This window comes from Streptomyces taklimakanensis (assembly GCF_009709575.1).
GTDB classification, from domain to species: domain Bacteria; phylum Actinomycetota; class Actinomycetes; order Streptomycetales; family Streptomycetaceae; genus Streptomyces; species Streptomyces taklimakanensis.
Window position 1 is genome coordinate 2,691,336 of record NZ_WIXO01000001.1, and the last position, 25,923, is coordinate 2,717,258.

Consider the following 25,923-nt stretch of genomic DNA (forward strand, 5'->3'; position numbering starts at 1 on the left):
GCCGCACCCTCAGACACCCAACAGCGCGCCCGACACCCACGGCCGCCCACCTCTCCGTTCCACGCCCACCCCTCCGAAGAGAGACCGAGCAGTACTGGAAGAGACGAACCCACCACGAGCACCGACTAGTCAACGTTCCACCCACGAGCAACCACCGCAGAACACGCGTCTGCGCAGTGGCCTCTGGACCGGCGCCCGAAGACGACCAGCCGAGAATGCTCCTTAGAAAGGAGGTGATCCAGCCGCACCTTCCGGTACGGCTACCTTGTTACGACTTCGTCCCAATCGCCAGTCCCACCTTCGACGATTCCCTCCCACAAGGGGTTGGGCCACCGGCTTCGGGTGTTACCGACTTTCGTGACGTGACGGGCGGTGTGTACAAGGCCCGGGAACGTATTCACCGCAGCAATGCTGATCTGCGATTACTAGCGACTCCGACTTCATGGGGTCGAGTTGCAGACCCCAATCCGAACTGAGACCGGCTTTTTGAGATTCGCTCCACCTCACGGCATCGCAGCTCATTGTACCGGCCATTGTAGCACGTGTGCAGCCCAAGACATAAGGGGCATGATGACTTGACGTCGTCCCCACCTTCCTCCGAGTTGACCCCGGCAGTCTCCTGTGAGTCCCCATCACCCCGAAAGGCATGCTGGCAACACAGAACAAGGGTTGCGCTCGTTGCGGGACTTAACCCAACATCTCACGACACGAGCTGACGACAGCCATGCACCACCTGTACACCGACCACAAGGGGGGCTCTGTCTCCAGAGCTTTCCGATGTATGTCAAGCCTTGGTAAGGTTCTTCGCGTTGCGTCGAATTAAGCCACATGCTCCGCCGCTTGTGCGGGCCCCCGTCAATTCCTTTGAGTTTTAGCCTTGCGGCCGTACTCCCCAGGCGGGGCACTTAATGCGTTAGCTGCGGCACGGACGACGTGGAATGCCGCCCACACCTAGTGCCCAACGTTTACGGCGTGGACTACCAGGGTATCTAATCCTGTTCGCTCCCCACGCTTTCGCTCCTCAGCGTCAGTATCGGCCCAGAGATCCGCCTTCGCCACCGGTGTTCCTCCTGATATCTGCGCATTTCACCGCTACACCAGGAATTCCGATCTCCCCTACCGAACTCTAGCCTGCCCGTATCGAATGCAGACCCGGAGTTAAGCCCCGGGCTTTCACATCCGACGCGACAGGCCGCCTACGAGCTCTTTACGCCCAATAATTCCGGACAACGCTCGCACCCTACGTATTACCGCGGCTGCTGGCACGTAGTTAGCCGGTGCTTCTTCTGCAGGTACCGTCACTCGCGCTTCTTCCCTGCTGAAAGAGGTTTACAACCCGAAGGCCGTCATCCCTCACGCGGCGTCGCTGCATCAGGCTTGCGCCCATTGTGCAATATTCCCCACTGCTGCCTCCCGTAGGAGTCTGGGCCGTGTCTCAGTCCCAGTGTGGCCGGTCGCCCTCTCAGGCCGGCTACCCGTCGTCGCCTTGGTGGGCCGTCACCCCACCAACCAGCTGATAGGCCGCGGGCTCATCCTGCACCGCCGGAGCTTTCCACCACCACGGATGCCCGCGATGGTCGTATCCGGTATTAGCTCCGGTTTCCCGGAGTTATCCCAGAGTGCAGGGCAGATTGCCCACGTGTTACTCACCCGTTCGCCACTAATCCCCTCCCGAAGGAGGTTCATCGTTCGACTTGCATGTGTTAAGCACGCCGCCAGCGTTCGTCCTGAGCCAGGATCAAACTCTCCGTGAATGCTTCCCGGTACTCCGGGGGTCACATCCGCGGGGAGCGGCGCCACCGGGAGGAATGATCCCGGGGCGCACAGCGTCCTCGCTGTGTATTTCAAAGGAACCACATCACCGGAACCGACCGGTTCCGACGACGGGGTATCAACATATCTGGCGTTGACTTTTGGCACGCTGTTGAGTTCTCAAGGAACGGACGCTTCCATCGGCACCCCTTCCCGGGGCCCCTCCGGGCGCTTCCCTTCGGTGTCTCCGACTCTATCAGATCCCTTTTCGGTCTCCGAATCCCCGGCCGGCGGGGTCCTGCATTTCCTTCACGCCGTTTCCGGCGCTTCCATCACCGTAGCGGATTTCCCCGCCGGCTCCAAAACCGAGCCGCTCGGAACGGAAACACGGCAATACGGCACACCGAAATCCATCCCGGAAGGGATTCACACCAAGTGAGTGGTCGCCACCGGACGTGGCAGAAGGGCCACCAGGAGAACCGTTACGCCCCTGGCAACCCGGAGAACCTTACGGATCGCTCCCCGGACTGTCAAGCCCGGTATCGCACCCTCTTCGTCCCGGATCGCAGGGCCCGCCCGGCCGCGTCACCTGGGAGCGACTTCCCGCGCCCCTCGTCAGCCGGCTCCACGACGCCGCGGCCCCGGCTGTCCTCGTCCCGTCCCCGACCCCAGCCGACGTACAGGCCCGTTCGGGCCGGGTGAGGCGCTGTCGGGGGCGGGTCCGGCGCCGGTCCGGACGACGGGGCGGCCCGGAGCGGCACCGTCTCAACCGCGGTCGGTCCCGGGGAGGGCGAACTCGCACCAGACGGCCTTGCCGCCGCCCGGGGTGCGGCGTGAGCCCCAGGCCGAGGCGATCGTGGCGATGACGGACATGCCGCGCCCGTTCTCGTCGCCCGGCTCCGCACGGCGACGGCGCGGCAGGTGGTCGTCGCCGTCGGTCACCTCGACGATCAGCCGGCGGTCGGTGCGGCGCAGCCGCAGGCACATCGGAGGGGTGCCGTGCTGGAGCGAGTTGGCGACCAGCTCGCTGGCCGCCAGTACGCCCAGGTCGCGCAGGTCCGGGGGAAAGCGCCAGCTCGCCAGCACGCCGGAGGCGAAGGCGCGTGCGCGCGGCGCGGCCTCGGTGCCGCCCAGGAGTTCCAGCGCGGCGTTGTGGAACAGCTCGGCCTCGGCCCCCGTGCGGACGGGGTGCTGAAGGACGAGGAGGGCCACGTCGTCGTCGTGCTCGGCGGTGATGCCCAGGGCCCGCTGGAGACGGTCGCAGACGATCTGCGGGCTGCCGGTGGCCCCGGCGAAGGCGTCCTCCAGGGTCTCGATGCCCTGGTCGATGTCGGCGTCACGGCGCTCGACCAGGCCGTCGGTGTAGAGCACGGCCGACGAGCCGGGGCCGAAGGGGACCGAGGCGGAGGTGTGCAACCAGCCGCCGGTGCCCAGCGGGGGGCCGGTGGAGGCATCGGCGCGGTGGACGGTGCCGTCCGGATCGCGCACGAGGATCGGCAGGTGACCGGCGGAGGCGTACGCCAGCCGCCCCTCGTTGGGATCGTGGACGGCGTAGACACAGGTGGCGATCTGGTTCGGGTCGATCTCGGCGGCGAGGCCGTCCAGGAGCTGGAGCACCTCGTGGGGCGGCAGGTCCAGCCGGGCGTAGGCGCGGACGGCCGTGCGGAGCTGGCCCATGACCGCGGCCGCACGGACCCCGCGGCCCATCACGTCGCCGATGACCAGGGCCGTGCGCCCCGCTCCCAGGGTGATGACGTCGTACCAGTCGCCCCCGACCGCCGCGTCGATGCCGCCGGGGCGGTAGGTGGCGGCGACCCGCAGGTCGTCGGGCTGTTCCAGTTGCTGCGGGAGCAGGCTGCGCTGGAGGGTGACCGCGGCCTCGCGCTGGCGGCGTTCGCTGGCCCGCAGCCGCTCGGCCGCCTCCACCTGGTCGGTGACGTCGGCCGCGAAGACGAGGACACCGCGTCGCGGCCGGGGGCCGGACAGTTCGATGGGGGTGCAGGTGAAGGTGTAGTAGCCCGGGCGGGTGCGACCGGCCGCGGCCGTCCGGGGGTTCGGGGAGGCGCCGGGCGAACCTGCCGGGATGCCGTCCACGCGGCGGGACTTGACGGTGCGGGGCCTGCCGCTGCGCAGCACCTGGTCCATCAGCGGGAGCAGGCCCAGCTCGGCCAGCTCCGGCAGGGCCTCGCGCGCGGGGGCTCCGGGCGATCGGGGGCCGAAGGCGGCCGCGTAGGCGCCGTTGACGAACGCGACGCGGTGGTCGGGACCGTGGACGAGGGCCACCAGGGCCGGCAGGTGGCCGAGCAGTTCGTGCGCGGAGAGGGCGTCGAGGGCCGCGATGCCGTCCACCGCTCCCACCGCTCCCGCGTCCGGGCCGGTACGGCCTCCGGGCTTCTCGGGCTCCCGTTCCGCCTCCCCGGTGTCCGGGGTGGTGGACGCGCCCCCGTGTCGCTCGCCCCGGGCGGTCGGGACGGCCCCGACGGAGGCCCGTGCCTCGGGCGGACGCCGTGCCGCCCGGGCGGCGGCGCGCCGCTGTGTGCCGGGCAGCCGAGCGCTCCAGCGCGTGAAGTTCACTGCGTGCGGTCCGATCCGATTCCGTTGTTCTCGTGTGTTCTCGTGCTCTTGCGTCCCGGGCCGGGGTGTGCCCGCCGTGCCGCCCCTTCTCCGGGACCGCGCCGGTGGGTGGCCTCGGCGCCGGCCTCGCCGGGCCCCTCCGGTCCGGCGCGCCCGCGCCCGTCGGTGACTCTTCGCTGGCGTGAGCCCACCCATGGTCACATGACCAGTGTGGCGGAAGGTACCGACTTCCGTCAGGGGCCCTCGGGGTGGCGGCCGGTGCCCGCGGCGAGTTCGAACTCGGCCCGGGGGTGCTCCAGCGAGCCGAGCGAGACGATCTCGCGCTTGAACAGCCCGGCGAGCGTCCACTCCGCGAGGACGCGCGCCTTGCGGTTGACCGTGGGTACCCGGCTCAGGTGGTACGCGCGGTGCAGGAGCCAGGCCGGGTAGCCCTTGATCTTGCGTCCGTACACGTGTGCGACGCCCTTGTGCAGGCCGAGGGAGGCGACGGAGCCCGTATGGGAGTGTCGGTACTCCGTCTCCTCCTCGCCCCGCAGTGACGCCGCCAGGTTGTCGGCCAACCGCCGGGCCTGCCGTACGGCGTGCTGGGCGTTGGGGGCGCACTCGCGGCCGGGCTCCCCCCCGGAGCCGCCGGCCCGGGAGGCGCCCCGGGCCGTGAGGTCGGGGACGGCGGCCGCGTCACCGGCGGACCAGGCGTGCTCGACGCCCTCGACGCGCAGGGTGGTGGTGCAGCGCAGCCGGCCGCGGGCGTCGCGGGGCAGGTCGGTCGCGGCGAGGACGGGGTGGGGTTTGACACCGGCGGTCCACACCAGGGTGCGGCAGGGGTGGCGGGAGCCGTCGCTGAGCTGGGCGACCCGGTTCTCGCAGGACTCCAGGCGGGTCTCCAGGCGCACGTCGATGTTGCGTCCGCGCAGCTCGCGCACCGCGTAGCGGCCCATCGCCGCGCCGACCTCGGGGAGGATGCGGTCGGTGGCCTCGACGAGGATCCACTTCATGTCCCGGGGACGGATGTTGTGGTAGTAGCGGCAGGCGTAGCGGGCCATGTCCTCCAACTCGGCCAGTGCCTCGACGCCCGCGTAGCCGCCGCCGACGAAGAGGAAGGTCAAGGCCGCGGAGCGGACGTCGGGGTCACGGGTGGAGGAGGCGATGTCGAGCTGTTCGAGGACGTGGTTGCGCAGACCGATGGCCTCCTCGACGGTCTTGAAGCCGATCCCGTGGTCGGCCAGGCCGGGGATGGGGAGGGCGCGGGAGACGGAGCCGGGGGCGAGGACGAGTTCGTCGTAGGGCACCTCGACGGGGCCGGTGCCGGCGTGCCCGGTGGCGAGGGTCTCGACGGTGGCGACGCGCCGGGCGTGGTCGACCGCCCTGGCCTCACCGGTCACGATCCTGCAGTGGGGCAGGACGCGCCGCAGGGGGACGACGACGTGGCGGGGCGAGATGGAGCCCGCTGCGGCCTCGGGCAGGAAGGGCTGGTACGTCATGTACGGCTCGGGGCTGAGGACGACGACCTGGACACCGCCCCGCCCCTCCCGCGCCCGGTCCAGTTCCTTTCTCAGGCACCGCTGGAGGCGCAGGGCGGTGTACATGCCGACGTAGCCACCGCCGACCACGAGAATGCGCGCGGGTTCCTTCGTCACCCGTCCATGACGCACCCGCGGAAGGGCGTTTGTCCACAGGTCTCGGGAATCGTATGACCGCCGGACTTGATGGGTCCGATGCGGGATCCGGTCCGGGGGGCGGAGGTATTCGCAGCTCAGCGCGGTGGCGGCGAGGGGGCGCGGGGACGATCGGACAGGGCGCGGCGATGTACTCCGATCGGGGTCCGCAGGTGGCGGAACATGCACCTTTCTCTGGTGACCGCGCCTCAACTATGTTCATAGGCGCCGGAACGGAGCCACGGCCGTGTTCCGGCGACAAGAGCGAGGGTCTCCGGGGGGAGACCGCTCACCAACCGGGGGAACACAACATGCATGTTCAGGGGATTCAGGGTTCTCATTGGCCGACCGCCGTCACCGCGGACCCGTCCGGGAGCGACGGGGGGTCGCAGGCGGTCGGTGACGGGAGTGGGGGGGCGGCCGGTCGCACGGCTCCGCTGAGGGTCGATGCCCAGCGCAATCTGGAACACGTCCTGCGGGCCGCGCGCGAGGTCTTCGGCGAGCTGGGATACGGCGCCCCGATGGAGGACGTGGCACGGCGCGCACGGGTCGGGGTGGGCACGGTCTACCGGCGGTTCCCCAGCAAGGAAGTCCTGGTCAGGAGGATAGCCGAAGAGGAGACGGCACGGCTGACCGAGCAGGCGCGGGTGGTCCTCGGTCAGGAGCGGGACGCGTGGTCGGCGCTCTCCCGGTTCCTGCGCGCCTCGGTCGCCTCGGGAGCGGGACGTCTGCTGCCGCCGCGCATACTCAAGGTCGACTCGTCCGCCGACGAGGGGACCGGCAGGGCCGCGGGTGCCACGGGGACCGGGTACGGCTCCGGAGCGGAGGAGACACGGTCCCGGGAGGGTGGTGGGCACGGGCAGCCGGGCCTGCGCCTGGTGGACGGCCACCGGTCCGCCGTGGAGGCCGGTTCCGCGGCGGCGGGGCGGGAGGGCGGCGCCGGATTCCCCGCACGGATCGACGGCACCGGGGAGGACGCGAACACCGCCGCGTTGCTCGAGGTGGTCGGGCAGTTGGTGGCACGGGCGCGGTCAGCCGGTGAGCTGCGGTCCGACGTGACGGTGTCGGACGTACTGCTGGTGATGGCGACGGCGGCGCCCTCCCTGCCGAACGCGGCGCAGCAGGCGGCGGCTTCTGCGCGGTTGCTCGACATCCTGTTGGAGGGGCTGAGGCCGCGGTCCGCCAAGTCCGCGGAGTTCGGGGCGGGACACCACGACGCCTGAGCGGTCGGGGGTACCCGGGCCACCGAGGCCCGCTCACACTGTCCGGGATGTTCGATTCTGCCCGAGTCGGCACGGGCCGTCTCGGCCGTTGTCGGGGCCTCGGGGAGCTCCGAGGGGAGCTCTGAGGGCGTTTTTCGGTCAACTTGGCGGCTCTGGAGCGGCTCCGTCTTTGGCCTCCATTACCTTGCTTTCGCCTTCCGTGCGTACCACTTCGCGATTCATCACCTCGGATGAGTGATTGAAGTGCACGGCCGGGATTGAGCGGCCCCAGCCGTGCCACGCTGTGCAGGTGTTCGGTGGCAACGGTGTGTACGGGGGTGCTCGCTTTGGGTGTTGACGAGCGAGAGGGCCTGGACGATCGGGAAGAGTCCCCAGCGGGCTCCGGGAAGGCCGAAGGGAACGGGGCCCGGGTGTCGGGGGCGACGGAGGAGCCGCCGCCTTCCGCCGGACCGCAGGACGATCCTCCCAGCGACACCGAACTGGTGTCACGGGCCCGTGGCGGGGACACCGACGCGTACGAGGAGTTGTATCGACGGCACGCGGCCGCGGTGCGCCGCTACGCGCGCCACTGCTGCCGGGACGACGCCGCCGCCGCCGAGCTGACGGACGAGGCGTTCGCGAAGGCCCTGTCTTCAGCCCCCTCGTCGTCCTCGGCACCCTCGTCGTCCTCGGTGTCCTCCCGACCCTCGTCGTCTCCGCAACCCTCGCAGTCCCCGCGGCCCTCGGCGCTTTCGGCGGGCGACGTTCCGGTGCCGGACACCGCGGTGCGCCTCCCCCTGCTGGCGACCGTCCGACGGGTGGCGGCGTCCTGGATCGGTACGGACGGTTGGGAATTACTGACCGAGGAGTTCGCGGTCTTCGTGGTGGGGGCCGGAACGCAGGACGGCGGCGAGACCTTCGGCTCGGACGCCGGTGTGCGGGCCATGTGGCGGGCCGAGCGGTCGACCACCGTACGCGCCTTCCGCAGCCTGCCCGAGCGGTGGCAGACGGTGCTGTGGCACACCGTGGTCGAGGAGGAGTCGCCTCGGGACGTCGCTCCACTCCTGGGACTGACGACGAAGGCGACGGCGGAGCTGACACAGCGGGCACTGGAGGGACTGCAGCAGGCGTACCTCCAGACGCACCTCGCCCTCTCCCGGAGAGGCGACGGCGAGTGCGCCCACCACGTCGACCGGTTGGGGACGTACACGCGGGGCGGATCGCGGATGCGCCCCGGCCGGGCGCTGCACCGACATCTGAACCGGTGTCCCGACTGCCGTTCGGCGGCGCAGGGGGCCAGGGACGTTCGCGAGCGGCTCCGCGCGCTGCTCCCCGTGGCGGTCGTGGGCTGGGGCGCCGCGGTGTACTCGGCGGACGCGGCGGAGACGGCGAACCGTCTGGCCGCCGGCGCGGTGATCGAGAAATCGGCGGTCGCGCCGCGGACGGACCCGGCGAGTGACGTGCCCGGAGCCGGAAGCGGAACGCCCGTCTTCGAGGGGTTGGGCGCCACGGCCAAGGCCGGCGTCACGGCGGGGGTGATGGCCGCCGCCGTGGCCACCGCGCTGACGCTGGCCCTGGTCGGCGACGGTCAGCGGTCCCGGGGCCCCGAGCCGGACTCGGGCCCGGGTGCCCGCCCCTCCATGGCAAGCGTGCCCGGCGAGGTGGGAGCGGAGGCCAAGGGCTCGGGGATCGGTTCGGAGCCGCAGACGATGGAGTCGGTGGGTCCGGCCGATTCGGCGGGAGGTTCGCGGGGTCTCGCCCCGGTGCCGCCGTACGGCATCGCCCCGGCCACGACCGCGGGGCCCGGGACTCCGTACGGCCCAGAGGCCGGTGCGCCGTCCGCCCCGACGGGCGTCACGGGTGCCGAGCCGGCGCCCGGTTCCGGTCCGGTGGGCGGTTCCGGTCCGGTGGGCGGCCGGCCGGACGGACGGGAGTACGGTGACGCGCGCGACCGAGGAACCGGGAAGGGGACCACCCCGTCACCCCCCTCGCCCTCCTCGTCCCCGTCGTCACCCTCGTCCCCGTCGTCATCCCCGCCCGGGACGACCGTCCACCGGCTCGATCGGTTGTCCCGGGGCGGCCCGGCGGCCGACGGGCCGACCGTACGGAGCGGGAGCAGCCGACTGTGGCAGCGCTCGCGGGTGAGCATCGGCGGACGGAACAGGGGGCACGGAGTGACGGTCTCGGCCCGCTCCTCGGTGACGATCGACCTGAACGGGCCCTGTACCTCGTTCGACGCGCTCGTCGGGGTGGACGACCTGACGGTGCTGCGGGGCGCGGTCCGCTTCTCCGTGTACGCCGACGGGGACCGGCTGTGGCGGTCGGGCGTCGTCCGTCGGGGCGACGAGCCGGTGCCGGTCCACGTCCCCCTGACCGGCCGCCGAACGCTCCGCCTGGTGGTCGAGCCGTACTCCGTCCTGGACGTGGCGGTGTCGGCCTCCTGGGTCGGGGCGGGGATCGGCTGCGGCTGAGCGGCCCGGATCCGGCCTTCCCCGGTGCGCCCCGGGGCGGAGCGGTTCCGGACCGCCGGAGCCGGGGTCACAGACTCGGGCGCTGCGGTACTCCTCCCGCCACCGCGCGTTGGCGCGGTGCGGCCGTTCCCGTCCAGCAACTGCCGCGGCGGGCCAACAGCCGACGCAACCACACCTCGGTGGAGACCAACTCCGCCAGCCCGTCCAGGGGCAGCGGCTCGCCCTCGGCCGCCGCGCGCAGCGCCCTGCGCACCACCCGGGCCTCGACCAGCCCGGCGTCGGCGAGCAGGGGGGCGTCGAAGAGGTCGATGAGGTCACCGACCCGGGAACGCAGTCCGGCCCGCACGGCGGCGGCCCGGGTGGCGTGGGAGGGCGCGCCCCAGCCGGACGGCAGGTCGTGGACGCCCGCCCCCGCCAGAACGGCGCGCAGCACCGACGCCCGTGCTCCCGGCTGTACCCGCAGGGCCTCGGGCAGGGCCCGACAGGCACGGACGACCTGGTTGTCCAGGAACGGGGCGTGCAGCCGCTGGCCGCGGACCTCGGCGGCCTGTTCGAGTATCCGGTGGTCGGCCGCCAACCGGGCGAGCGCGGCGCGCGCCCGCCACTCCCCGGGGCGGGTACCGGCCTCCCCGGGCGCCGGACGCAGGGCCGCCCGCTCCAGGCGAATCGATACTTCTGCCAGTGCCTCACCGGTCAGCCAGCGCGCGGCCGGTCCCGGACGGCACCAGGCGAGGGCGGCCAGCGAGGCGTCGAGCACCCCGGCCCCGTGGGGGTCGCGGCCCGCTCCCCCGGCCCCGCTCACGGCACCGGAGCCCGCGCCGTTCGACGTGCCCGTCGCCCCGTGGGGGCCTGCCGCGTCGCGCTCCCGCAACCGTCGCGCCGCCTCCAGCACCCCCTCCCGGTACGGCGTGCGGGCCAACCGCCGCGCCGCCCGGTAGACGGTGAGCGGCACCAGCACCGATCGGCCGGCCGTTCCCTCCGCCCTCGCCAACGCCGTGACCGGTCGCAGCAGATGGCGGCGGCGACGGTCCAGCAACAGGTCGGCCAGCCGCGCCGGGTGCGCGTCCAGCACCTCGCGGGCCCCGTGTCCGGTGAGGTGGTCCGCGCTGCCCGCGGCCAGCCGCTGCCGGTGCCGTTCGGCGACGACCAGTGAGGGGCCGGGTTCGTCGGTCAGCGGTCCGTCGACGAGCGGCCCGCCGTCCGGTCCGACGTACGGCAGGGCCTCCTCCCCGGCCGCGACGACGACGTGGTGCAGCCGGGGGTTCTCGGCGATGCCCCGGGCGCACTCCAACTCGGCCTCGCGTCCCGAACGCGGCCCCAGTGTGAGGTCGTTGAAGGTGACGGCCGACAACCGCTCGCCCGCCGACGTCCCCGGGGTGCCGAACACCGTGCCCGGCGCACCGGGCAGCCCGGCGGCCAACAGCGCGATCGTCGCCGAGGCGCTGCCGCCCGACAGGTCGGCGCCGATGCCCGGCGCCGGTCCCCTCCTCCGGTGGCCCGGGCGTTCCGCGCGCCGCTGGGCCGGTCCCATGCCGGGGACGGGCCCGGGGTCGAGGGTGTCGAGGTCGGGCACGGGAGCGTGGCGCGGAGCCGCCAGTCGCACCCGTACGGCTTCCACCAGGGCCTCGCGTACGCCCGCGACCGCGGCGTCCGCGTCCACCGGGGGCGCGGCGACGACGGTCGGGACGGCGGGCTCGTAGCCGACGGTCTCGCGGCTGCGGCCGTCGCGCACGATCAGCGCGTGTCCGGGCGGCACACGGCGCACCCCCTCGTACGGGGTGCCGTCGCCCAGCGCCTCGGGTGCCTCGGGGCAGGCGAGAAGGGCGGCGAGGTGGCCGACGTCGAGTTGGGCCTCGATCAGGTCGGCCAGGGGCAGCGCGGCGGTGGCGTAGGCGGTGCCGCCCGCCCACGGGGTGTGGAAGACCGGCCGGGCACCGGCGAGGTCGGTGGTGACGGTGACGCGGCGACCGACGCGCACGACGGTGGTGTAGCTGCCGGGCCAGGCGGTCAGATGGCGCAGGGCTCCGCCTCGGGCGGCGAACAGCGCGACGCGCAACTGTTCGTCGGACGCTCCGCAGCACCCCAGCACGGCGAGCCTGTCACCGCCGTCGGCCTCGACGAGGCGCACCTCGTCCGGCCGCCAGTCGCCGACCGCCCAGAGGGGGTCCGAGTCGTCCCACAGCGGTTGTGCGCCGACCGGCCTGATCGCCTGTCCGGGCCGGGGTGCGCCGCCCGTGCCGGAGGCGTGGTCTGCGGCCCATCCCACCAACCACCGCATGCGCGCCTCCGCTTGGCCCCTCGGGTCGTGGGTGGCCGCAGCCGGCCACCGCCGACCGCCGCCGGTTGTGCACCGTCGGGACTGTCAACTGCCGTCGTCGCGGACCATGCTGCCACGTGATGGGCGTGTGAGAGGTGTACCCGGACGCGGACGCGCGGAAGCGGGCGTCGGTCTCCGACGCCGTGCCGGTCGCCGAACGCTCCGCCGGGACCGGCGGCATTCGGCCAAATATTTGCCGTGAGATATGCCGAGTGAAACGTCATCGGCAGTCCGGGAGGCACCCTCGCCTCCCGGACCGGACCGCCGTCCGCGGGGAATGGAACGGCGGGTTCCCCCAGCCCACTGGTTCCAGCGCAGCGGGCCGACCCACGCAGCACCCATGGAAGCGCTTCCCATCCGGGCCGCACAGAGCGCATGAACAGGCGCATCGGCACACACCCGGTGCACACGCCAGGGGGGCATGCGCGGCGCGCTCCGGGACACGCGGCGCGCCGTTCGCGCGGCGCCGGCCGCCCACTCCTGCGCGGACCTGATTCCCGCCATCCCGGAAGACGCCCCTTAACGGTAGGGATGCGGCGAACTACGCTGGGTTGACGAGCGCCCCGCGGGTGCGGTGCGGGGCGGCCGTCGGCTGTGTCAGGGGTGCGCATGTCCAGGGAGCCACGCGGACCGAACGAGAAGCTCGGCGCCGTTCTCGCCCTCGCCGGAATCAGCAACGCCGGACTCGCCCGCCGGGTCAACGACCTCGGGGCGCAGAGAGGACTGACCCTCCGGTACGACAAGACCTCGGTGGCCCGGTGGGTCTCCAAGGGCATGGTGCCCCAGGGCATCGCCCCCCATCTGATCGCCGCCGCCATCGGCAGCAAGCTCGGACGCCCCGTCCCACTGCACGAGATCGGTCTGGCGGACGCCGACCCGGCTCCGGAGGTGGGCCTGTCCTTCCCGCGCGCCGTGGGCGACGCGGTGCGGTCCGCCACCGAGCTGTACCGGCTGGATCCGGCGGGGCGGCGGAGCAGTGGCGGCGTCTGGCAGTCGTTGGCGGGGTCGTTCTCGGTGAGCGCCTACGCCGTGCCCACCTCACGCTGGTTGATCACACCGGCCGACGCCTCGGTGGCGAGGGAGGTCCCGGGTCCGGCGGCATCGGCGTCCCCTCCGGCGTCCCCCTCGGCGTCGGCGTCACGGCCACCGTCGCCGGAGGGGACGCGGGACTCCGCCGATCCTGACACCGGCCCCGGCACCGGTCCTGACACCGGCCCCGGCTCCGGAGCCGGCACCGGAGCCGCGGCGGGGCCGACGGGAAGGCGGTCCCCGACGGGCCGGAAGGCCCCCGTCCCGTCCCTGACGCTCCCCCGTTCCCCGCTCGCCTCCCCGACGCCGCGCGTCGGTCACAGCGACGTCGCCAAGCTGCGGGACGCCGCGGAGGAGGCCAGGCGCTGGGACTCCAAGTACGGCGGCGGCGACTGGCGTTCGTCGATGGTTCCCGAGTGTCTGCGCGTGGACGCCACCCCGCTGCTGTTGGGCACCTACAGCGACGAGGTGGGGCGCGCCCTCTTCCGCGCCACCGCCGAACTGACGCGCCTGGCCGGATGGATGGCCTTCGACACCGGTCAGCAGGAGGCCGCGCAGCGCTACTACATCCAGGCGCTGCGCCTGGCGCGGGCGGCGGCGGACGTACCGCTGGGCGGGTACGTGCTGGCCTCGATGTCGCTCCAGGCGACCTACCGGGGCTTCGCCGAGGAGGGGGTGGACCTGGCGCAGGCGGCGCTGGAACGCAACCGGGGCCTGGCCACGGCCCGCACCCTGAGCTTCTTCCACCTGGTGGAGGCCCGCGCCCACGCCAAGGCGGGCGACTCGGCGGCCTGCGGTGCGGCGTTGGCGGCGGCCGAGGGCCGGTTGGAGCGTTCCCGCGACGGCGACCCGGACCCGTCCTGGCTGGACTTCTACTCCTACGACCGGCTGGCCGCCGACGCCGCCGAGTGCTACCGCGATCTGCGGGCGCCGCGTCAGGTGCGTCGCTTCACCGAGCAGGCGCTGTCGCGGCCACGCGAGGAGTTCGTGCGCTCGCACGGCCTGCGGCTGGTGGTCTCGGCGGTCGCGGAACTGGAATCGGGCAATCTGGACGCGGCGTGTGCGGCGGGCGCCCGAGCGGTGGAGGTCGCGGGGCGGATCTCCTCGGCGCGGACGACGGAGTACGTACGGGACCTGCTGCACCGCCTGGAGCCGTACGGGGACGAGCCGCGCGTGGCGGAGCTGCGGGAGCGGGCGCGTCCGCTGCTGGCGGCACCCGCGTGACGGCCGGACCCGGGGCGCGGACCGGGGTCCGCGCGCCGGTCGGACCGCGTCCGCCGGGTCCGCCGCGCCCGCCGTGCGGGCGGGGGTGCCGAACGGATCGCCGAACGGGTCACATCTCGGGCCTCGGGGGCTCCGTCCGTCGGTGGGTCGCGCCATGATGGAGGGCGTGTCCTCTGTCTCCCCGGCCTCTCCCAGCGACCCCGCGGACCTCACGGACTCCTCGGCCGCCCCTCCCCCGGCGGCTTCCCCCGCGGCTCCGCCGGTGGCCCCCGCGGTGGCCCCCGCGGGTGCGCGGCAGGCGGCGTACGACTGTGACGTGGTGGTGGTCGGTGGCGGGATCGTCGGTCTGGCGACGGCGTACGCGCTCGTCCGTTCCCGGCCCGGCACCCGCGTGGTGGTGCTGGAGAAGGAGACCGCTCCGGCCCGGCACCAGACCGGTCGCAACAGCGGGGTGATCCACAGCGGCGTCTACTACCGTCCCGGTTCGCTCAAGGCCCGCTTCGCGGTGCGGGGCGCGGCGGAGATGGTGAAGTTCTGCGCCGAGCACGACATCCCCCACCGGGTGACGGGGAAGTTGATCGTCGCCACCGAGCGGGACGAACTGCCCCGACTGCACGCCCTGGTGCAGCGCGGTCGGGAGAACGGCATTCCGGTGCGCGAGCTGGGACCGGCTCAGATCGCCGAGTACGAGCCGCACGTGGCCGGTCTGGCCGCCATCCACGTGGGCACGACCGGCGTCTGCGACTACGGTTCGGTCGCCGCCGAGCTGGCCCGGTCGGTGACGGCGGCGGGCGGGGAGGTGCGCTGTGGCGCCGAGGTCACCGTCGTGGACCGCCGGCCGGGCGTGGGCACGGCCGTCCGCACCGCGGCGGGCGAGGTGGTGCGAGCCCGTGCCATGGTCAACTGCGCGGGGCTGCACTGTGACCGCGTGGCACGGTTGGCCGGGGACGTGCCGCCGGTGCGGATCGTTCCGTTCCGGGGGGAGTACCACGAGCTGGTCCCGTCCCGTTCCGCGCTGGTGCGGGGGCTGGTCTACCCGGTGCCGGACCCGGCGTTCCCGTTCCTGGGCGTGCATCTGACGCGCGGGGTGGACGGCTCGGTCCACATCGGCCCCAACGCCGTCCCCGCGCTGGCCCGCGAGGGCTACCGGTGGGGCAGTGTCCGCCCCCGCGACCTGGCCGGGACGCTCGGCCACCCCGGCACCTGGCGACTCGCCCGCCGCCACTGGCGGTACGGGGCGGGCGAGGTGCGCCGCTCGCTGTCGAAGACGGCCTTCACCGAGGCCGTGCGCCGCCTGCTGCCCGAGGTGGACGAGGCGGACCTCGTTCCGGCCCCGGCGGGGGTGCGGGCCCAGGCGGTCGGGCCGGACGGGACGCTGGTGGACGACTTCCTGATCACCGAGGCCCCGCACACCGTCCACGTCCTCAACGCCCCCTCGCCGGCGGCGACGGCCTCCCTGCCGATCGGCCGCGAGGTGGCCGGGCGGGTACTGGCGGCGCTGGACGCCGCGCGCTGACCGGGCCCGGCGCCCCGGCGGCGGACGCGACGGACGGCGAACGGCGAACGGCGGACGGCCCGGTCGGTCCCCGGGCCGTCCGGCACCGTCTACGGCTTGCGCGCCAGCCCCCCGTACACGGCCACCTCCGGCCCCGGTTCGCCCTCCGGCCGCCACCGCGAGCACGAGACGACACCGGGGTCGAGCAGCTCCGACCCCTCGAAGAAGCCCGCGATCGACTCCGGATCGCGGGGCGTGTAGGGGGTGGCGGGGCCACGGGCGTTGTGGCGCTCGATGGCCTCGACGTACGCCGGGTCGGTGGTGGCGCCGTCGTTCAGACCGAGGTAGCTGCCCGACGGCAGGGCGTCCAGCAGCCGTCGCACGACCGAACGGGCCTCGTCGTAGTCGGGCACCAGGCCCAGGATCCCCATGAGCATCAGCCCGACGGGGCGGGAGAGGTCCAGCGTCCGCGCGGCCTCCGCCAGGATCCGGTCGGGGTCGCGGACGTCGGCGTCGATGTAGTCGCACGCGCCCTCGGGGGAACTGGTGAGCAGGGCACGGGCGTGCACCAGCACCAGCGGGTCGTTGTCGACGTAGACGATGCGCGACTCGGGGGCGACGCGCTGGGCGACCTCGTGGGTGTTGTCCCGCGTCGGCAGGCCGGTGCCGATGTCCAGGAACTGCCGGATGCCCACCTCCCCGGCCAGGTGCGTCACCACCCGGCCGATGAAGGCACGGGAGGCGCGAGTGACGTCGCGCATGCCGGGGAAGACCGCGAGGACCTTCTCCGCGGCGTCCGCGTCGACCTCGTAGTAGTCCTTGCCGCCCGCCAGGTAGTTCCAGATCCGTGCCGAGTGCGGACGGGAACTGTCGATCCCGCCCGCGCCCGGACGTGCGGCGCTGTCCGCCATGCGCGTTCGCCTCCTCGGTGCCGACCGCGGTCCGCCGCGCCCCCGGCGGGCGCGGCGGACCGCGGGGCAGTGCCCACGTGTGTGCGCCCAGTCTGTCAGCACCGCACCGGGTTCGCGGAACCCGTCGGCGGCATCGGGTCGAGCGGCCCTCCCCCTCACCGGATCGACCCGGGGCCGGTCTCAGAGTCGACCGGTGACCCTCTCCGGCGTGACGCGCACGATGATGCGCTCGCCGTCGTCCTTCGACGCCGGGTTGAAGGTGGCGTAGTCCTGCCCGGTGTACTTCAGCGACAGCTCGTTCACCAAATCCGCGCCGGGGTCGGGCGTGATGGTGGCGGTGCCGCGGACCTCCGCGTACACGTACGGGTCGTCGGGCGGGTTGACCAGCACGGTGACGCGCGCGTCACGGGCGATGTTCCTGCCCTGCAGCCGGTCCGCGGTGGTGGAGAACACCAGGTCGTCGCCGTCGCGCTTGATCCAGACGACCGTCAGGTGCGGCCGTCCGTCGGGCATGACCGTCGCCACGGTCGCGAAGACCCGTGACTCGTCCAGGTACTTCCTCAGCTTCTCCGAGAGTGCGGCCGTCATGGTCGGTCTCCTCCGTGCGGACGCGGCAGCGCGGTCGGCTCCGCGCTGCCTGCGGTCGTTTCCCTTCCCCCAACGCCCTTGCCCGTACCGGTGATTCCGGCAGGGGCCCGGTGGGGACCCCGTGGGGATGATGTCCGCTCCCCCCAGGGGGCGCCGGCCACGGCGGCCTCCGTCGGACGACCGTGCGAGCGCGCCGCCGTAGACTCGTACGCACTGTGTCCGAGAAAACCTCCGAAGCTCCCGATACCCCGGAAACCTCCACCGCCCCCGCCGAGCGGGCCGGGCGGTCCGGCGGGCGTGCCAAGGGCGCCATGTTCCCCGCCGGCACCGGCCCCTCCGCCAACCCCGCCGGGGAGCGCCACGAGCGCCGCATCCGCAGCTTCCAGCCGCGCCGCAGCCGGGTCACCGCCAACCAGCGCGACGCGCTGCTGCGGTTGTGGCCGAAGTGGGGGGTGGAGATCGACGGCGACCGCCGCATCGACCTCGACGAGCTCTTCGCCCCCCTCCCGCCCGGCTCGCCCGTCGTGCTGGAGATCGGCTTCGGGATGGGCGAGGCGACCGTGCGGATGGCCGCCGCCGACCCCGGCACCGGTGTCCTCGCCGCCGACGTCCACACTCCCGGTCAGGGCAATCTGCTGCTGTCGGCCGAGCGCGAGGGGCTGTCCAACGTCCGGGTGGCCAACGGTGACGCGATCATCCTGCTGCGCGAGATGCTCGATCCCGGCAGCCTCGCCGGGATCCGCGTCTTCTTCCCGGATCCCTGGCCCAAGAAGCGCCACCACAAGCGCCGCATCATCCAGCCGGAGTTCGTCGAGCTGGCCGCCTCCCGGCTGGCCCCCGGCGGGCTGCTGCACTGCGCGACCGACTGGGAGCCGTACGCCGAGCAGATGCTCCGGGTGCTCACCGACTGTCCGGCGCTGGAGAACACCCGGCCGGACGGCGGTTTCACCCCCCGGCCCGACTTCCGGCCGATGACCCGCTTCGAGCAGCAGGGCCTGGCCAAGGGGCACGTCGTCCGCGATCTGATCTTCCGCCGCGTGCCCTGACGCGCCCCGACCGTGCCCCTCCGGTGCATCCGGCGCGTTCCGGCGCGTGGGCGGGCGGCGCGCTCCCGAATGACCCTTGCGGGTGGTTTCGAATCCGGACGCCCGGCCGTCACCGTCCCCGCACCTACGGTGCCGCTCCATGGAGACCCTTGACGACCTGGTCCGCCAGGTGAACGGCGAGCTGTACGAGGAGTACCACGCACGGCTGCGCGTCCTGCTCGCCGAGCGGCCGAAGGAGTGGCTGGTGGAGCAGCTCCTCGCCCGCGTGCCGGCGCCGGGCGGCGCCGCCGGGCGGCCGGACGAGCCGGAGTCCGCGTCCCGGCCGGAGCCGGAACCGGAGGACGAGGAGGAGCGGGCGCTCCGGCTGGAGCGGATCCGCGCCTGGAAGCTGGACACGCCCCGGCTGGCCGACTTCGTGACCAGGTTGCGCTCCTGGGACCGCGAGCGCCTGGAGGCCGAGGGCCACCTGCTCGACCCGCCCGGCAAGGGCGGCGCCCTCGTCCCCGCCCGGTGCCGTTCGGCGGCGGGGGAGGAGCTGCTGCGCGAGGCGAAGGACCTGCTGTACGCGCTGCTGTTCGGCGACGCCGAGGCCGGTGTGCAGCTCCCCCGGGTGGAGCGGGAGCTGCTGACGCTGACCCTGCCGCGCGCCAAGGCGCACGCCGTGGCGTTCCTGATGCGCGCGGCGACGGAGATCGGCGCGGTGGGCACCTGGCGCGACCCGCGGCGGCGGGCCGACGACGAGCGCGCCCCGAACGTCCTGGTGCAGGTGGAGTACGGCGAGGTGGCCGAGGAGCTGGTCGGCAACGGGATCGCCGCGGCCCTGAGGTTGATCAACAACCTGGAGGTCAACGAGCAGGTGCTCTACGCCCGTATGGAGAACGTGGAGGAGAGCACCCTGGAATGAGCCGCTCCGGGCCCGGGGTCTCGGCCGCGCGTCCCCACCGCACGGCCCGCACGACCGCCCGTACCCTCGCCCGCACCGGTCGCAGCCGGTCGTCGGGGGCCGGCTCTGGTCATCCGCCCCCCGGTGCGTTAAAGGTCGTCGCGTGCACCATGAGTCTCCGGCGGCGTCGTCGGGCGGCGGGCGGCGGCGCGGCCGCACGCGCCGCGCCGTGGGCACGGCTGCCCTGACGGTGCTCCTGGGGCTGTGCGGGGCGGTGATCCTCGGGCTGGTCCACCAGCAGACCGGGCCCGACGGCTTCCTCGTCGGGCTGGGTCTGGCCGTGCTGCCGGTGCCCGTGCTGCTGGCCGTCTTCCGCTGGCTGGACCGGGCCGCGCCCACGCCCCGGCGGAATCTGCTGTTCGCCTTCGGTTGGGGAGCCTGCGCCGCCACCCTCGTCGCGATCACCGTCAACGGCTTCGCCACGGACTGGCTGGCCTCCTCCGTCATGCCGCGCGCCCCGGACCGTGCCGACGCGCTGGGCACCACCGTGATCGCGCCCCTCGTGGAGGAGACGGCGAAGGCGGGGGCCGTCCTCCTGCTGTACCTGCACCGGCCACGGGACTTCGGCGGAGTGGTGTCGGGCGTGGTCACCGCGGGCGTCACCGCCACGGGCTTCGCCTTCACCGAGAACATCCTCTATCTGGGCCGGGCCTTCGGCGAGGACCTGGCGTTCGGGCACTCGGGGCTGGAGTCGACGACGCTGGGCACGTTCCTCCAGCGCGTGGTGGTGGCCCCGCTCGCGCATCCGCTGTTCACGGCCCTGGTGGGGGTGGGTTTCGGCGCGGCCGCCCTGGCCGCCCGGCATCGGCGCGCGTCACGCGTCCTGCTGCCTCTGCTGGGGCTGGCGGCGGCCGTCACGCTGCACGGGGTGTGGAACGAGGCGGCGACCCAGCGGACGCGGGTCTTCTTCACCGTCTACGGCCTGTTCATGATGCCGGTGCTGGTCGTGGTGGGCGCCCTGGCGATCCGGGCCCGTCGGCAGGTGCTGCGCACGGTGCGCACCACGCTGTCCCGGTACGCGGCCGCCGGCTGGCTCGCGCCGTCGGAACCGTACACGCTCGGCTGCCTGCGCTCCCGCGCGCTGGCCCGCGACCTCGCGCGCCGGGGCGGAGGCCGCCGGGCGGCCCGCGCGGTCGCCGAGTACCACCGCGCGGCCGCCCGGCTGGCGCTGCTCCGCGCCCGTGCGGAGTACGGCGCCGCGATCCCGGACTTCCGCGCCCACGAGCGCGAGTTGCTCCACGCCCTCCACCGCCACCGTCCCCTGGCGTCCCCCGCCACGGCCGCGGCCGCCCCGGCCGCCGACCGGACGGACCGTCGTACCCGGCGACCCGACGGCCGGTGGCCGGGGCGGGACACGGGAGGGCCCCACCGGCCGTTCGGGCCCCACCGGCCGTGTGCCGGCTCACTCCGACCGCCGTCCCGCCCCCCGGAGCCGGTGGACTCTGTTAGACAGGGGGCATGAGCCTCCACGACATCCCCCTGCGCACCCTGACCGGCGCGCCCACCTCCCTCGCCGAGCACCGGGGCAAGGTGCTGCTGATCGTCAACGTCGCCTCCAGGTGCGGGCTGACCCCGCAGTACGAGGGCCTGGAGCGGCTGCAGAAGACGTACGGCGACCGCGGGTTCACGGTGCTCGGCGTGCCGTGCAACCAGTTCGGGGGCCAGGAGCCGGGCACCGCCGAGGAGATCGGGACGTTCTGCTCGGCCACCTACGGCGTCACCTTCCCGCTGTTGGAGAAGGCCGACGTCAACGGCGCGGACAGGCACCCGCTCTACGCCGAGCTGACGAAGCTCGCGGACGCCGACGGGCAGGCCGGCGACGTCCAGTGGAACTTCGAGAAGTTCCTCGTCGCGGCGGACGGCACCCCCGTCGCCCGTTTCCGCCCGCGCACCGAGCCGGAGGCGGCGGAGGTCGTCGCCGCCATCGAGGAGCGGCTGCCCGCCTAAGGTGGTGCCCGCGGGCGGGGAGGCGCACGACGCGTACGTGCGCGCCCACCGGTCGGAGCGCGACGACGGGGCAACACCGACGCCCGGGGAGCCGGCGAAACCCCCGCTCCGCCCGACCGGTTGACGTCCACGGCACCACCACCGGAACTCACCGGAAGGAACGTGACCCATGACCGGAAGCGACGGAACCGACGCCCAGGGGACCGGGACGGCACAGGACGCCCTCCTCCGGCTGCTCTCCGAGCGCGGACTCGGCGTGCTGGCCACCCTGAAGCGGGACGGACGGCCACAGCTGTCGAACGTCGTCCACCACTACGACCCCGACCGGCGACTGATCCGGATCTCGGTCACCGCCGACCGCGCCAAGACCCGCAACCTCGCCCGCGACCCCCGCGCGAGCTACCACGTCACCAGCGAGGACGGCTGGGCCTGGACGGTCGCCGAGGGCACCGCCGAGCTGACGCCCGTGGCCGTCGACCCGCACGACGGGACGGTGGAGGAGCTGGTCGACCTCTACCGGTCGATCCGAGGCGAGGAGCATCCCGACTGGGACGACTACCGGCGGACCATGGTCGCCGACCGGCGTCGGGTGCTGCGGATCGCGGTGGAACACGTGTACGGGCAGCCTCGCCGCTGAACCCGACGGCGCACGCCCCGGAGCGCCCGGAACGTCCCTTCCGACGTTCCGGGGCGCGGCCGGGGCCGCGCCCCGTCGGGTGCCCGCCGTTTCAGGCCGAGGCCCTCTCCAACACCTCCGTCTCCCGTTCGGTGAGGGCCTGTTCGGTCATCGCCAGCAGCGGCGGGAGCTGCTCCGGGGCGCGGGCACTGGCCAGGACGGAGGCGACCGTGGGGCGGCCGGCGAGCCAGGCCAGGGCGACGGTGGCGGGGTCGGTGCCGCGCGCGGCGGCGACCTCGTCCAGGGCCGCCAGGACCCGGCGTCCCCGTTCGGTCTCCAGGTGCTTCGCCGCGCTGCCCGCGCGGGCCCCGTCGGGCGCCGCGCCGGGGCGGTACTTGCCGGTGAGGAAACCGGCGGCCAGGGCGTAGTAGGGGACCGTGGCCAGGTCGTGGCGCGCGGCCACATCGCGCAGCGGCCCCTCGTAGGTGTCGCGCGAGACCAGGCTGTAGTGGGGTTGGAGGGCGACGTAGCGGGCGCGTCCCTCGCGGGCGGAGAAGGCCAGGGACGCCTCCAACCGCTCGGCGGAGATGTTGGAGGCGCCGATCTCGCGGACCTTGCCCGCGCGCACGAGATCGTCGAGGGCGGTGACGATCTCCTCCACCTCGACCGACTCGTCGTCGCGGTGGGTGTAGTAGAGGTCGATGTGGTCGGTGCCCAGGCGGCGCAGGGAGTCCTCGGCCGCGGCCTTGATGGTGGCGGCCGACAGTCCCCTGCGGTCGGGGTGGGAGCCGACCTTGGTGGCGATGACGACGTCGTCGCGGTTGCCGCGCGCGGCCAGCCAGCGGCCGATCACGGTCTCCGACTCGCCGCCGCTGTTGCCCTCGGCCCAGGCCGAGTAGGAGTCGGCGGTGTCGACGAAGGTGCCGCCGGCCTCGGTGTAGGCGTCCAGAACGGCGAAGGACTGCCGCTCGTCCGCCGTCCAGCCGAAGACGCTCCCGCCCAGAGCGAGGGGGGAGACGGTGAGGCCGCCGATCCTGCGCGGAGCACCGCTCGTGCCGGGCGGGCCCGGCGTGTCGGAGGCGCGGGGGGCGTGGGACGTGCGGGACGTGCGAGGTGTGTCGGTCATGGGAGACGGTTACCACGCGCGGCGCCGGGTCATGGGTCGGGGCGCGGCGGGAACCGGCGGCCCTGGCGTCGGGGGGTGGTCCACCAGGGCCGCCGGGGTTCGGGGCCGGACCGGGAGCGGTGCCGGGAACGGTGCCGGGAACGAGGGTCCGTCCGGCGGCCGGACGGACCCGGACGCCGCCTCGTCCCCTCCTGTGGTCGGCCGACGTGCGTCGACGGTGTGCGAGGCGGCGGCCGGGAACGGGGACCGGAGGATCGGAGGCTTCCGGTCCGGGCCGGGCCGGACGGCGGCGACGGCCCGTCCGGGGCTGGTCAGATGGACTGGCCCTTGTCGCGCAGCCAGGCCAGCGGGTCGATCGGGGCGCCGCCGCCGGGACGGACCTCCAGGTGGAGGTGCGCGCCGGTGGAGTTGCCGGTGGAGCCGACGCGGCCGATGACGTCGCCGGTGGTCACCTTGCCGCTGGTCACCGTCATCGAGGACAGGTGGCAGTACCAGATCTCGGTGCCGTCGTCGAGCCTGAGGACGACGCGGTAGCCGTAGGAGCCGGCCCAGCCCGCCTCGACGATCTCGCCGCTGTGCACCGCCTTGACGGGGGTGCCGGTCGGGGCGGCGAAGTCCAGGCCGGTGTGGTTGTTGGCCCACATCGAACCGGAGGCGCCGAAGTGGGAGGTGAGCTGATAGGAGGTGAGCGGAAGGGTGTAGCCGGCCGCGAGCTTGGCCAGGCGCTCGGCCTCGGCCTTGCGGGCCGCCTCCTCGGCGGCCTTGCGCTTGCGCTCGGCCTCCTCCTTCGCGGCCTTGTCCGCGGCCTCCTCGGCCGCCTTCTCCGCGGCCTGCTCGGCGGCGGCCTCGACCGCCGCCTGGGCGGCGTTCGACTGCTGCCGGTCGGCCTGCTGGAGGATCCGGGCCCGCAGCGCCTCGCCGGGGTCCGAGCTCAGGGTGGTGGTGGCACCGGCGTCACCGGTGTCCGGACCGGCCTGGGCGAGGGTGTCGCCGAAGTCGCCGAAGGGAGCGTCGGACTCGGTGCCGGGCTCGGCATCGGGGCCGGAGCCCTTGTCGGACTCCGTTATGAGCCCGCCGACACCGGGGATGTTCTCGGCCACCTCGCCCAGGTCGGGCAGGGAGATGGGGGCGGGGGCCTTCTCCTTGGCGGTGGCGATGCCGCCCGCGCCGACCGCCGCGATCATGCCGACGCCCAGGACGGCTCCGCTGCGCGCCATGCCGTTGCGCTGCTTGACCACGCGGTGTCGACCCCGGACCGGGCGGACGGATTCCTCGGTGGGATTCCACACCTGTCGGTCCTCGTCGCCGGCCGGACCGAACGGGGCGAAGGTGGCGGTGTGCGGATCGTACGAGACCTCGGGGGCCTCGGGGGCCGGACTGCTGGACGCCACGGAGGCGCTCTCCTTTCCTTCCTTCTCGCCTACCGGGTTAGCTGACGGGTTCGGAGCAGGAAGGTCTCCTACGGAGCCGCACGGGCACGCCCGGCGGTCCGATTCACCCCAAGAGGTGGTTCCCCGGTTCCCTGGACGCGGCCCCGCGATCGGCGGGGCAGCGCCTTCGGAATTCGGCGACGGCGCACGGTGTCGCCTCCTTCGGCGACAGTGACGACCGCGCTGCGTTATCGAACGTTAATAGAGGAGCGCGCCGGTTTCCAAGTCTCCCCTTCAAAGCGTGGGTAATTTCCGGGGGGACCTAACAGGCCATTTCCCCCTCAATTCGGGCGAGTTGGCCGCCACTTTCCCGAGGGAGAGAACAACGCTCTTATCTGACGGTGCCTCATTTGTTATGCGGAGGGAGGTGTCGCGGACACGGACGGTCATCACCCGGTGGGTGGCGGATCCGGATCGCGCATGACCGCCAACAGCGCCATGTCGTCGTCCTGCCCCCCGGCCGTGTGCGCGTGGACCTCCGCCAGGAGCCCGTCCAGGAGGGCGTCCGGGCCGGGGAAGCGGCGGCCGCGCAACCAGGGCACCGGATCGTAGAAGGCACCCGCCGCGTCACGTGCCTCGGTCAGCCCGTCGGTGTGGACCAGCAGCAGGGCTCCCGGTGGGAACGGCGCCACGGCGACGGAGCCGCCCGTACCGTCCCCCAGCCTCCCCAGTCCCAGCGGCAACCCGTACGCGTCCGGTTCCAGCGCCCGCACCGAGCCGCCGCCGGGAGGCAGCAGCAGGGGAGGCGGATGCCCCCGGTTGACGACCCGCACCTCCCTCGGACCGTCGCCCTCCGACACCTCGACCAGGACGGCGGTGACGAACCCCTCCCGGTTGCCCTCGTCGTCTCTCCACAGCCCCCGCTCCCGCTCCCGTTCCAGGGAGCGCTCCACCCGGTCCGCGACGTCCGACAGCTCCGGCTCGGTCCCGGCCGCCTCCCGGAAGGCGCCGAGCACGACGGTGACGACGGTGACCGCCCCCAGCCCGCTGCCCCTGACGTCGCCCACCAGCGCCCGGATCCCGTACGGCGTCCGCTGCACGCAGTACAGGTCCCCGCCGATCCGGGTGTCGAGATGCGCCGTCTCGTAGCGTGCCGCGATTCTCAGGTCCCCGATCCGGTCGGGCGGGGCGGGCAGCACGGCCAGTTGGACGGCCTCGGCGATGCCCCGGGCCGTGGCCGCGCGGGTGTCGCTGCGCTCCACGACGCGGTTGACGGCGACGGCCAGCAGACCGACGGTGACGGTCGTCGACAGCCGCAGCGTGGTCTCCATCGCCGGAACCCGGTCCGCCCACAACAGCAGGACGCAGGAGGTGAGCGCCGACGCCACCGCCGTGGCCACCGTGCCGCGGAACGTCCACAGGGCCGCCGCGATCAGGGGAGCGGCGGAGAACGTCGCCTCGATCAACACGTTGGGCGGGGTCAGCAGGTTGGTGAACAGACCGGTCAGGAGCAGCAGCAGGGGAAGCAGCCACGGCGGGCGCCCGAGCACGGGAACGGCGCGGAAGCGCTCCCTGCCGCCGCCCGTCTCCCGCTGTCCCTCGCCGCGCACCTCTCCAATCTGCCCCTCCCGCGACCGTCCGGCGAGTCGATCAACGC

Annotated in this window: 17 protein-coding genes, 1 rRNA gene and 1 riboswitch; of the genes, 9 read left to right on the plus strand and 9 right to left on the minus strand. The window is 73.5% G+C overall.

The annotated features are described in order from the left end of the window. Nucleotides 1-226: 226 nt before the first annotated feature. From F0L17_RS11710 to F0L17_RS11720, 3 genes are all read right to left on the minus strand, one after another. Nucleotides 227-1,754: ribosomal RNA gene (locus F0L17_RS11710) — 16S ribosomal RNA — on the minus strand. A gap of 763 nt (nt 1,755-2,517) precedes the next feature. Further along, the gene (locus tag F0L17_RS11715) at nt 2,518-4,326 is read right to left on the minus strand and encodes a SpoIIE family protein phosphatase (protein WP_162466083.1); all 1,809 of its coding nucleotides are present in this window, start codon (nt 4,324-4,326) and stop codon (nt 2,518-2,520) included. Nucleotides 4,327-4,559: 233 nt separating this feature from the next. After that, complete coding sequence (locus F0L17_RS11720; RefSeq protein ID WP_238420505.1) at nt 4,560-5,912, minus strand: NAD(P)/FAD-dependent oxidoreductase; 1,353 nt, start codon at nt 5,910-5,912, stop codon at nt 4,560-4,562. 380 nt (nt 5,913-6,292) lie between these two features. Here F0L17_RS11720 and F0L17_RS11725 point away from each other — a divergent pair, with 380 nt between their 5' ends. Both F0L17_RS11725 and F0L17_RS11730 read left to right on the plus strand, forming a co-directional pair. Next, nucleotides 6,293-7,204 (plus strand): TetR/AcrR family transcriptional regulator, encoded by a 912-nt coding sequence (locus F0L17_RS11725; protein WP_155071035.1) that lies wholly within the window; start codon nt 6,293-6,295, stop codon nt 7,202-7,204. A 410-nt stretch (nt 7,205-7,614) separates the two neighbouring features. Beyond that, nucleotides 7,615-9,654, plus strand: a complete 2,040-nt coding sequence (locus tag F0L17_RS11730) for an NPCBM/NEW2 domain-containing protein (protein ID WP_338018043.1) — start codon at nt 7,615-7,617, stop codon at nt 9,652-9,654. 67 nt (nt 9,655-9,721) lie between these two features. Here the strand turns inward: F0L17_RS11730 and F0L17_RS11735 are convergent, their stop codons facing one another. Next, a complete protein-coding gene (locus tag F0L17_RS11735) occupies nt 9,722-11,932 on the minus strand; it encodes an asparagine synthase-related protein (RefSeq protein WP_155071037.1) in 2,211 nt (736 codons plus the stop codon). Between the two features lie 648 nt (nt 11,933-12,580). Between F0L17_RS11735 and F0L17_RS11740 the strand changes: the two genes are divergently transcribed. Next, entirely contained in the window at nt 12,581-14,224 is a 1,644-nt protein-coding gene (locus tag F0L17_RS11740) for an NsdA family TPR-like regulatory protein (protein ID WP_155071038.1), read from the plus strand. A 274-nt stretch (nt 14,225-14,498) separates the two neighbouring features. Next, the gene (gene lhgO / locus F0L17_RS11745; protein ID WP_338018254.1) at nt 14,499-15,740 is read left to right on the plus strand and encodes an L-2-hydroxyglutarate oxidase; all 1,242 of its coding nucleotides are present in this window, start codon (nt 14,499-14,501) and stop codon (nt 15,738-15,740) included. 89 nt (nt 15,741-15,829) lie between these two features. On the opposite strand, the gene F0L17_RS11750 is transcribed toward lhgO, so the two are convergent. Further along, a complete protein-coding gene (locus F0L17_RS11750) occupies nt 15,830-16,630 on the minus strand; it encodes an SAM-dependent methyltransferase (RefSeq protein WP_155071039.1) in 801 nt (266 codons plus the stop codon). A 180-nt stretch (nt 16,631-16,810) separates the two neighbouring features. Then, on the minus strand, nt 16,811-17,218 hold the full coding sequence (locus F0L17_RS11755; RefSeq protein ID WP_155071040.1) for a PPOX class F420-dependent oxidoreductase: 408 nt from the start codon (nt 17,216-17,218) through the stop codon (nt 16,811-16,813). A 215-nt stretch (nt 17,219-17,433) separates the two neighbouring features. Between F0L17_RS11755 and trmB the strand changes: the two genes are divergently transcribed. From trmB to F0L17_RS11780, 5 genes are all read left to right on the plus strand, one after another. After that, nucleotides 17,434-18,264, plus strand: a complete 831-nt coding sequence (trmB, locus tag F0L17_RS11760; protein WP_338018044.1) for a tRNA (guanosine(46)-N7)-methyltransferase TrmB — start codon at nt 17,434-17,436, stop codon at nt 18,262-18,264. Nucleotides 18,265-18,403: 139 nt separating this feature from the next. Further along, entirely contained in the window at nt 18,404-19,168 is a 765-nt protein-coding gene (locus F0L17_RS11765) for a hypothetical protein (RefSeq protein ID WP_155071041.1), read from the plus strand. A gap of 208 nt (nt 19,169-19,376) precedes the next feature. Continuing rightward, on the plus strand, nt 19,377-20,669 hold the full coding sequence (locus F0L17_RS11770) for a PrsW family intramembrane metalloprotease (RefSeq protein ID WP_338018046.1): 1,293 nt from the start codon (nt 19,377-19,379) through the stop codon (nt 20,667-20,669). Further along, entirely contained in the window at nt 20,666-21,154 is a 489-nt protein-coding gene (locus F0L17_RS11775; RefSeq protein ID WP_155071042.1) for a glutathione peroxidase, read from the plus strand. The genes F0L17_RS11770 and F0L17_RS11775 overlap by 4 nt, the downstream gene beginning before the upstream one ends. A gap of 169 nt (nt 21,155-21,323) precedes the next feature. Further along, nucleotides 21,324-21,791 carry a PPOX class F420-dependent oxidoreductase gene (locus F0L17_RS11780; protein WP_155071043.1) on the plus strand — a complete coding sequence of 156 codons (468 nt, stop codon included), beginning with the start codon at nt 21,324-21,326 and terminating at the stop codon, nt 21,789-21,791. A gap of 91 nt (nt 21,792-21,882) precedes the next feature. Here the strand turns inward: F0L17_RS11780 and F0L17_RS11785 are convergent, their stop codons facing one another. From F0L17_RS11785 to F0L17_RS11795, 3 genes are all read right to left on the minus strand, one after another. Next, nucleotides 21,883-22,896, minus strand: a complete 1,014-nt coding sequence (locus F0L17_RS11785; protein ID WP_155071044.1) for an aldo/keto reductase — start codon at nt 22,894-22,896, stop codon at nt 21,883-21,885. A gap of 311 nt (nt 22,897-23,207) precedes the next feature. Beyond that, nucleotides 23,208-24,287, minus strand: a complete 1,080-nt coding sequence (locus tag F0L17_RS11790; RefSeq protein WP_162466086.1) for a peptidoglycan DD-metalloendopeptidase family protein — start codon at nt 24,285-24,287, stop codon at nt 23,208-23,210. Between the two features lie 12 nt (nt 24,288-24,299). Then, nucleotides 24,300-24,440, minus strand: a riboswitch (cyclic di-AMP (ydaO/yuaA leader). A gap of 275 nt (nt 24,441-24,715) precedes the next feature. After that, nucleotides 24,716-25,876 carry a PP2C family protein-serine/threonine phosphatase gene (locus F0L17_RS11795; protein WP_338018047.1) on the minus strand — a complete coding sequence of 387 codons (1,161 nt, stop codon included), beginning with the start codon at nt 25,874-25,876 and terminating at the stop codon, nt 24,716-24,718. Nucleotides 25,877-25,923: the final 47 nt, after the last annotated feature.

What these genes read in the sequence shown, in the direction of transcription:
- F0L17_RS11720 (WP_238420505.1), bottom strand. Translation starts at nt 5,912, where the DNA reads ATGTACACCGCCCTGCGCCTCCAGCGGTGCCTGAGAAAGGAACTGGAC.
- F0L17_RS11725 (WP_155071035.1), top strand. Translation starts at nt 6,293, where the DNA reads ATGCATGTTCAGGGGATTCAGGGTTCTCATTGGCCGACCGCCGTCACC.
- F0L17_RS11735 (WP_155071037.1), bottom strand. Translation starts at nt 11,932, where the DNA reads ATGCGGTGGTTGGTGGGATGGGCCGCAGACCACGCCTCCGGCACGGGC.
- F0L17_RS11740 (WP_155071038.1), top strand. Translation starts at nt 12,581, where the DNA reads ATGTCCAGGGAGCCACGCGGACCGAACGAGAAGCTCGGCGCCGTTCTC.
- F0L17_RS11750 (WP_155071039.1), bottom strand. Translation starts at nt 16,630, where the DNA reads ATGGCGGACAGCGCCGCACGTCCGGGCGCGGGCGGGATCGACAGTTCC.
- F0L17_RS11755 (WP_155071040.1), bottom strand. Translation starts at nt 17,218, where the DNA reads ATGACGGCCGCACTCTCGGAGAAGCTGAGGAAGTACCTGGACGAGTCA.
- F0L17_RS11765 (WP_155071041.1), top strand. Translation starts at nt 18,404, where the DNA reads ATGGAGACCCTTGACGACCTGGTCCGCCAGGTGAACGGCGAGCTGTAC.
- F0L17_RS11775 (WP_155071042.1), top strand. Translation starts at nt 20,666, where the DNA reads ATGAGCCTCCACGACATCCCCCTGCGCACCCTGACCGGCGCGCCCACC.
- F0L17_RS11780 (WP_155071043.1), top strand. Translation starts at nt 21,324, where the DNA reads ATGACCGGAAGCGACGGAACCGACGCCCAGGGGACCGGGACGGCACAG.
- F0L17_RS11785 (WP_155071044.1), bottom strand. Translation starts at nt 22,896, where the DNA reads ATGACCGACACACCTCGCACGTCCCGCACGTCCCACGCCCCCCGCGCC.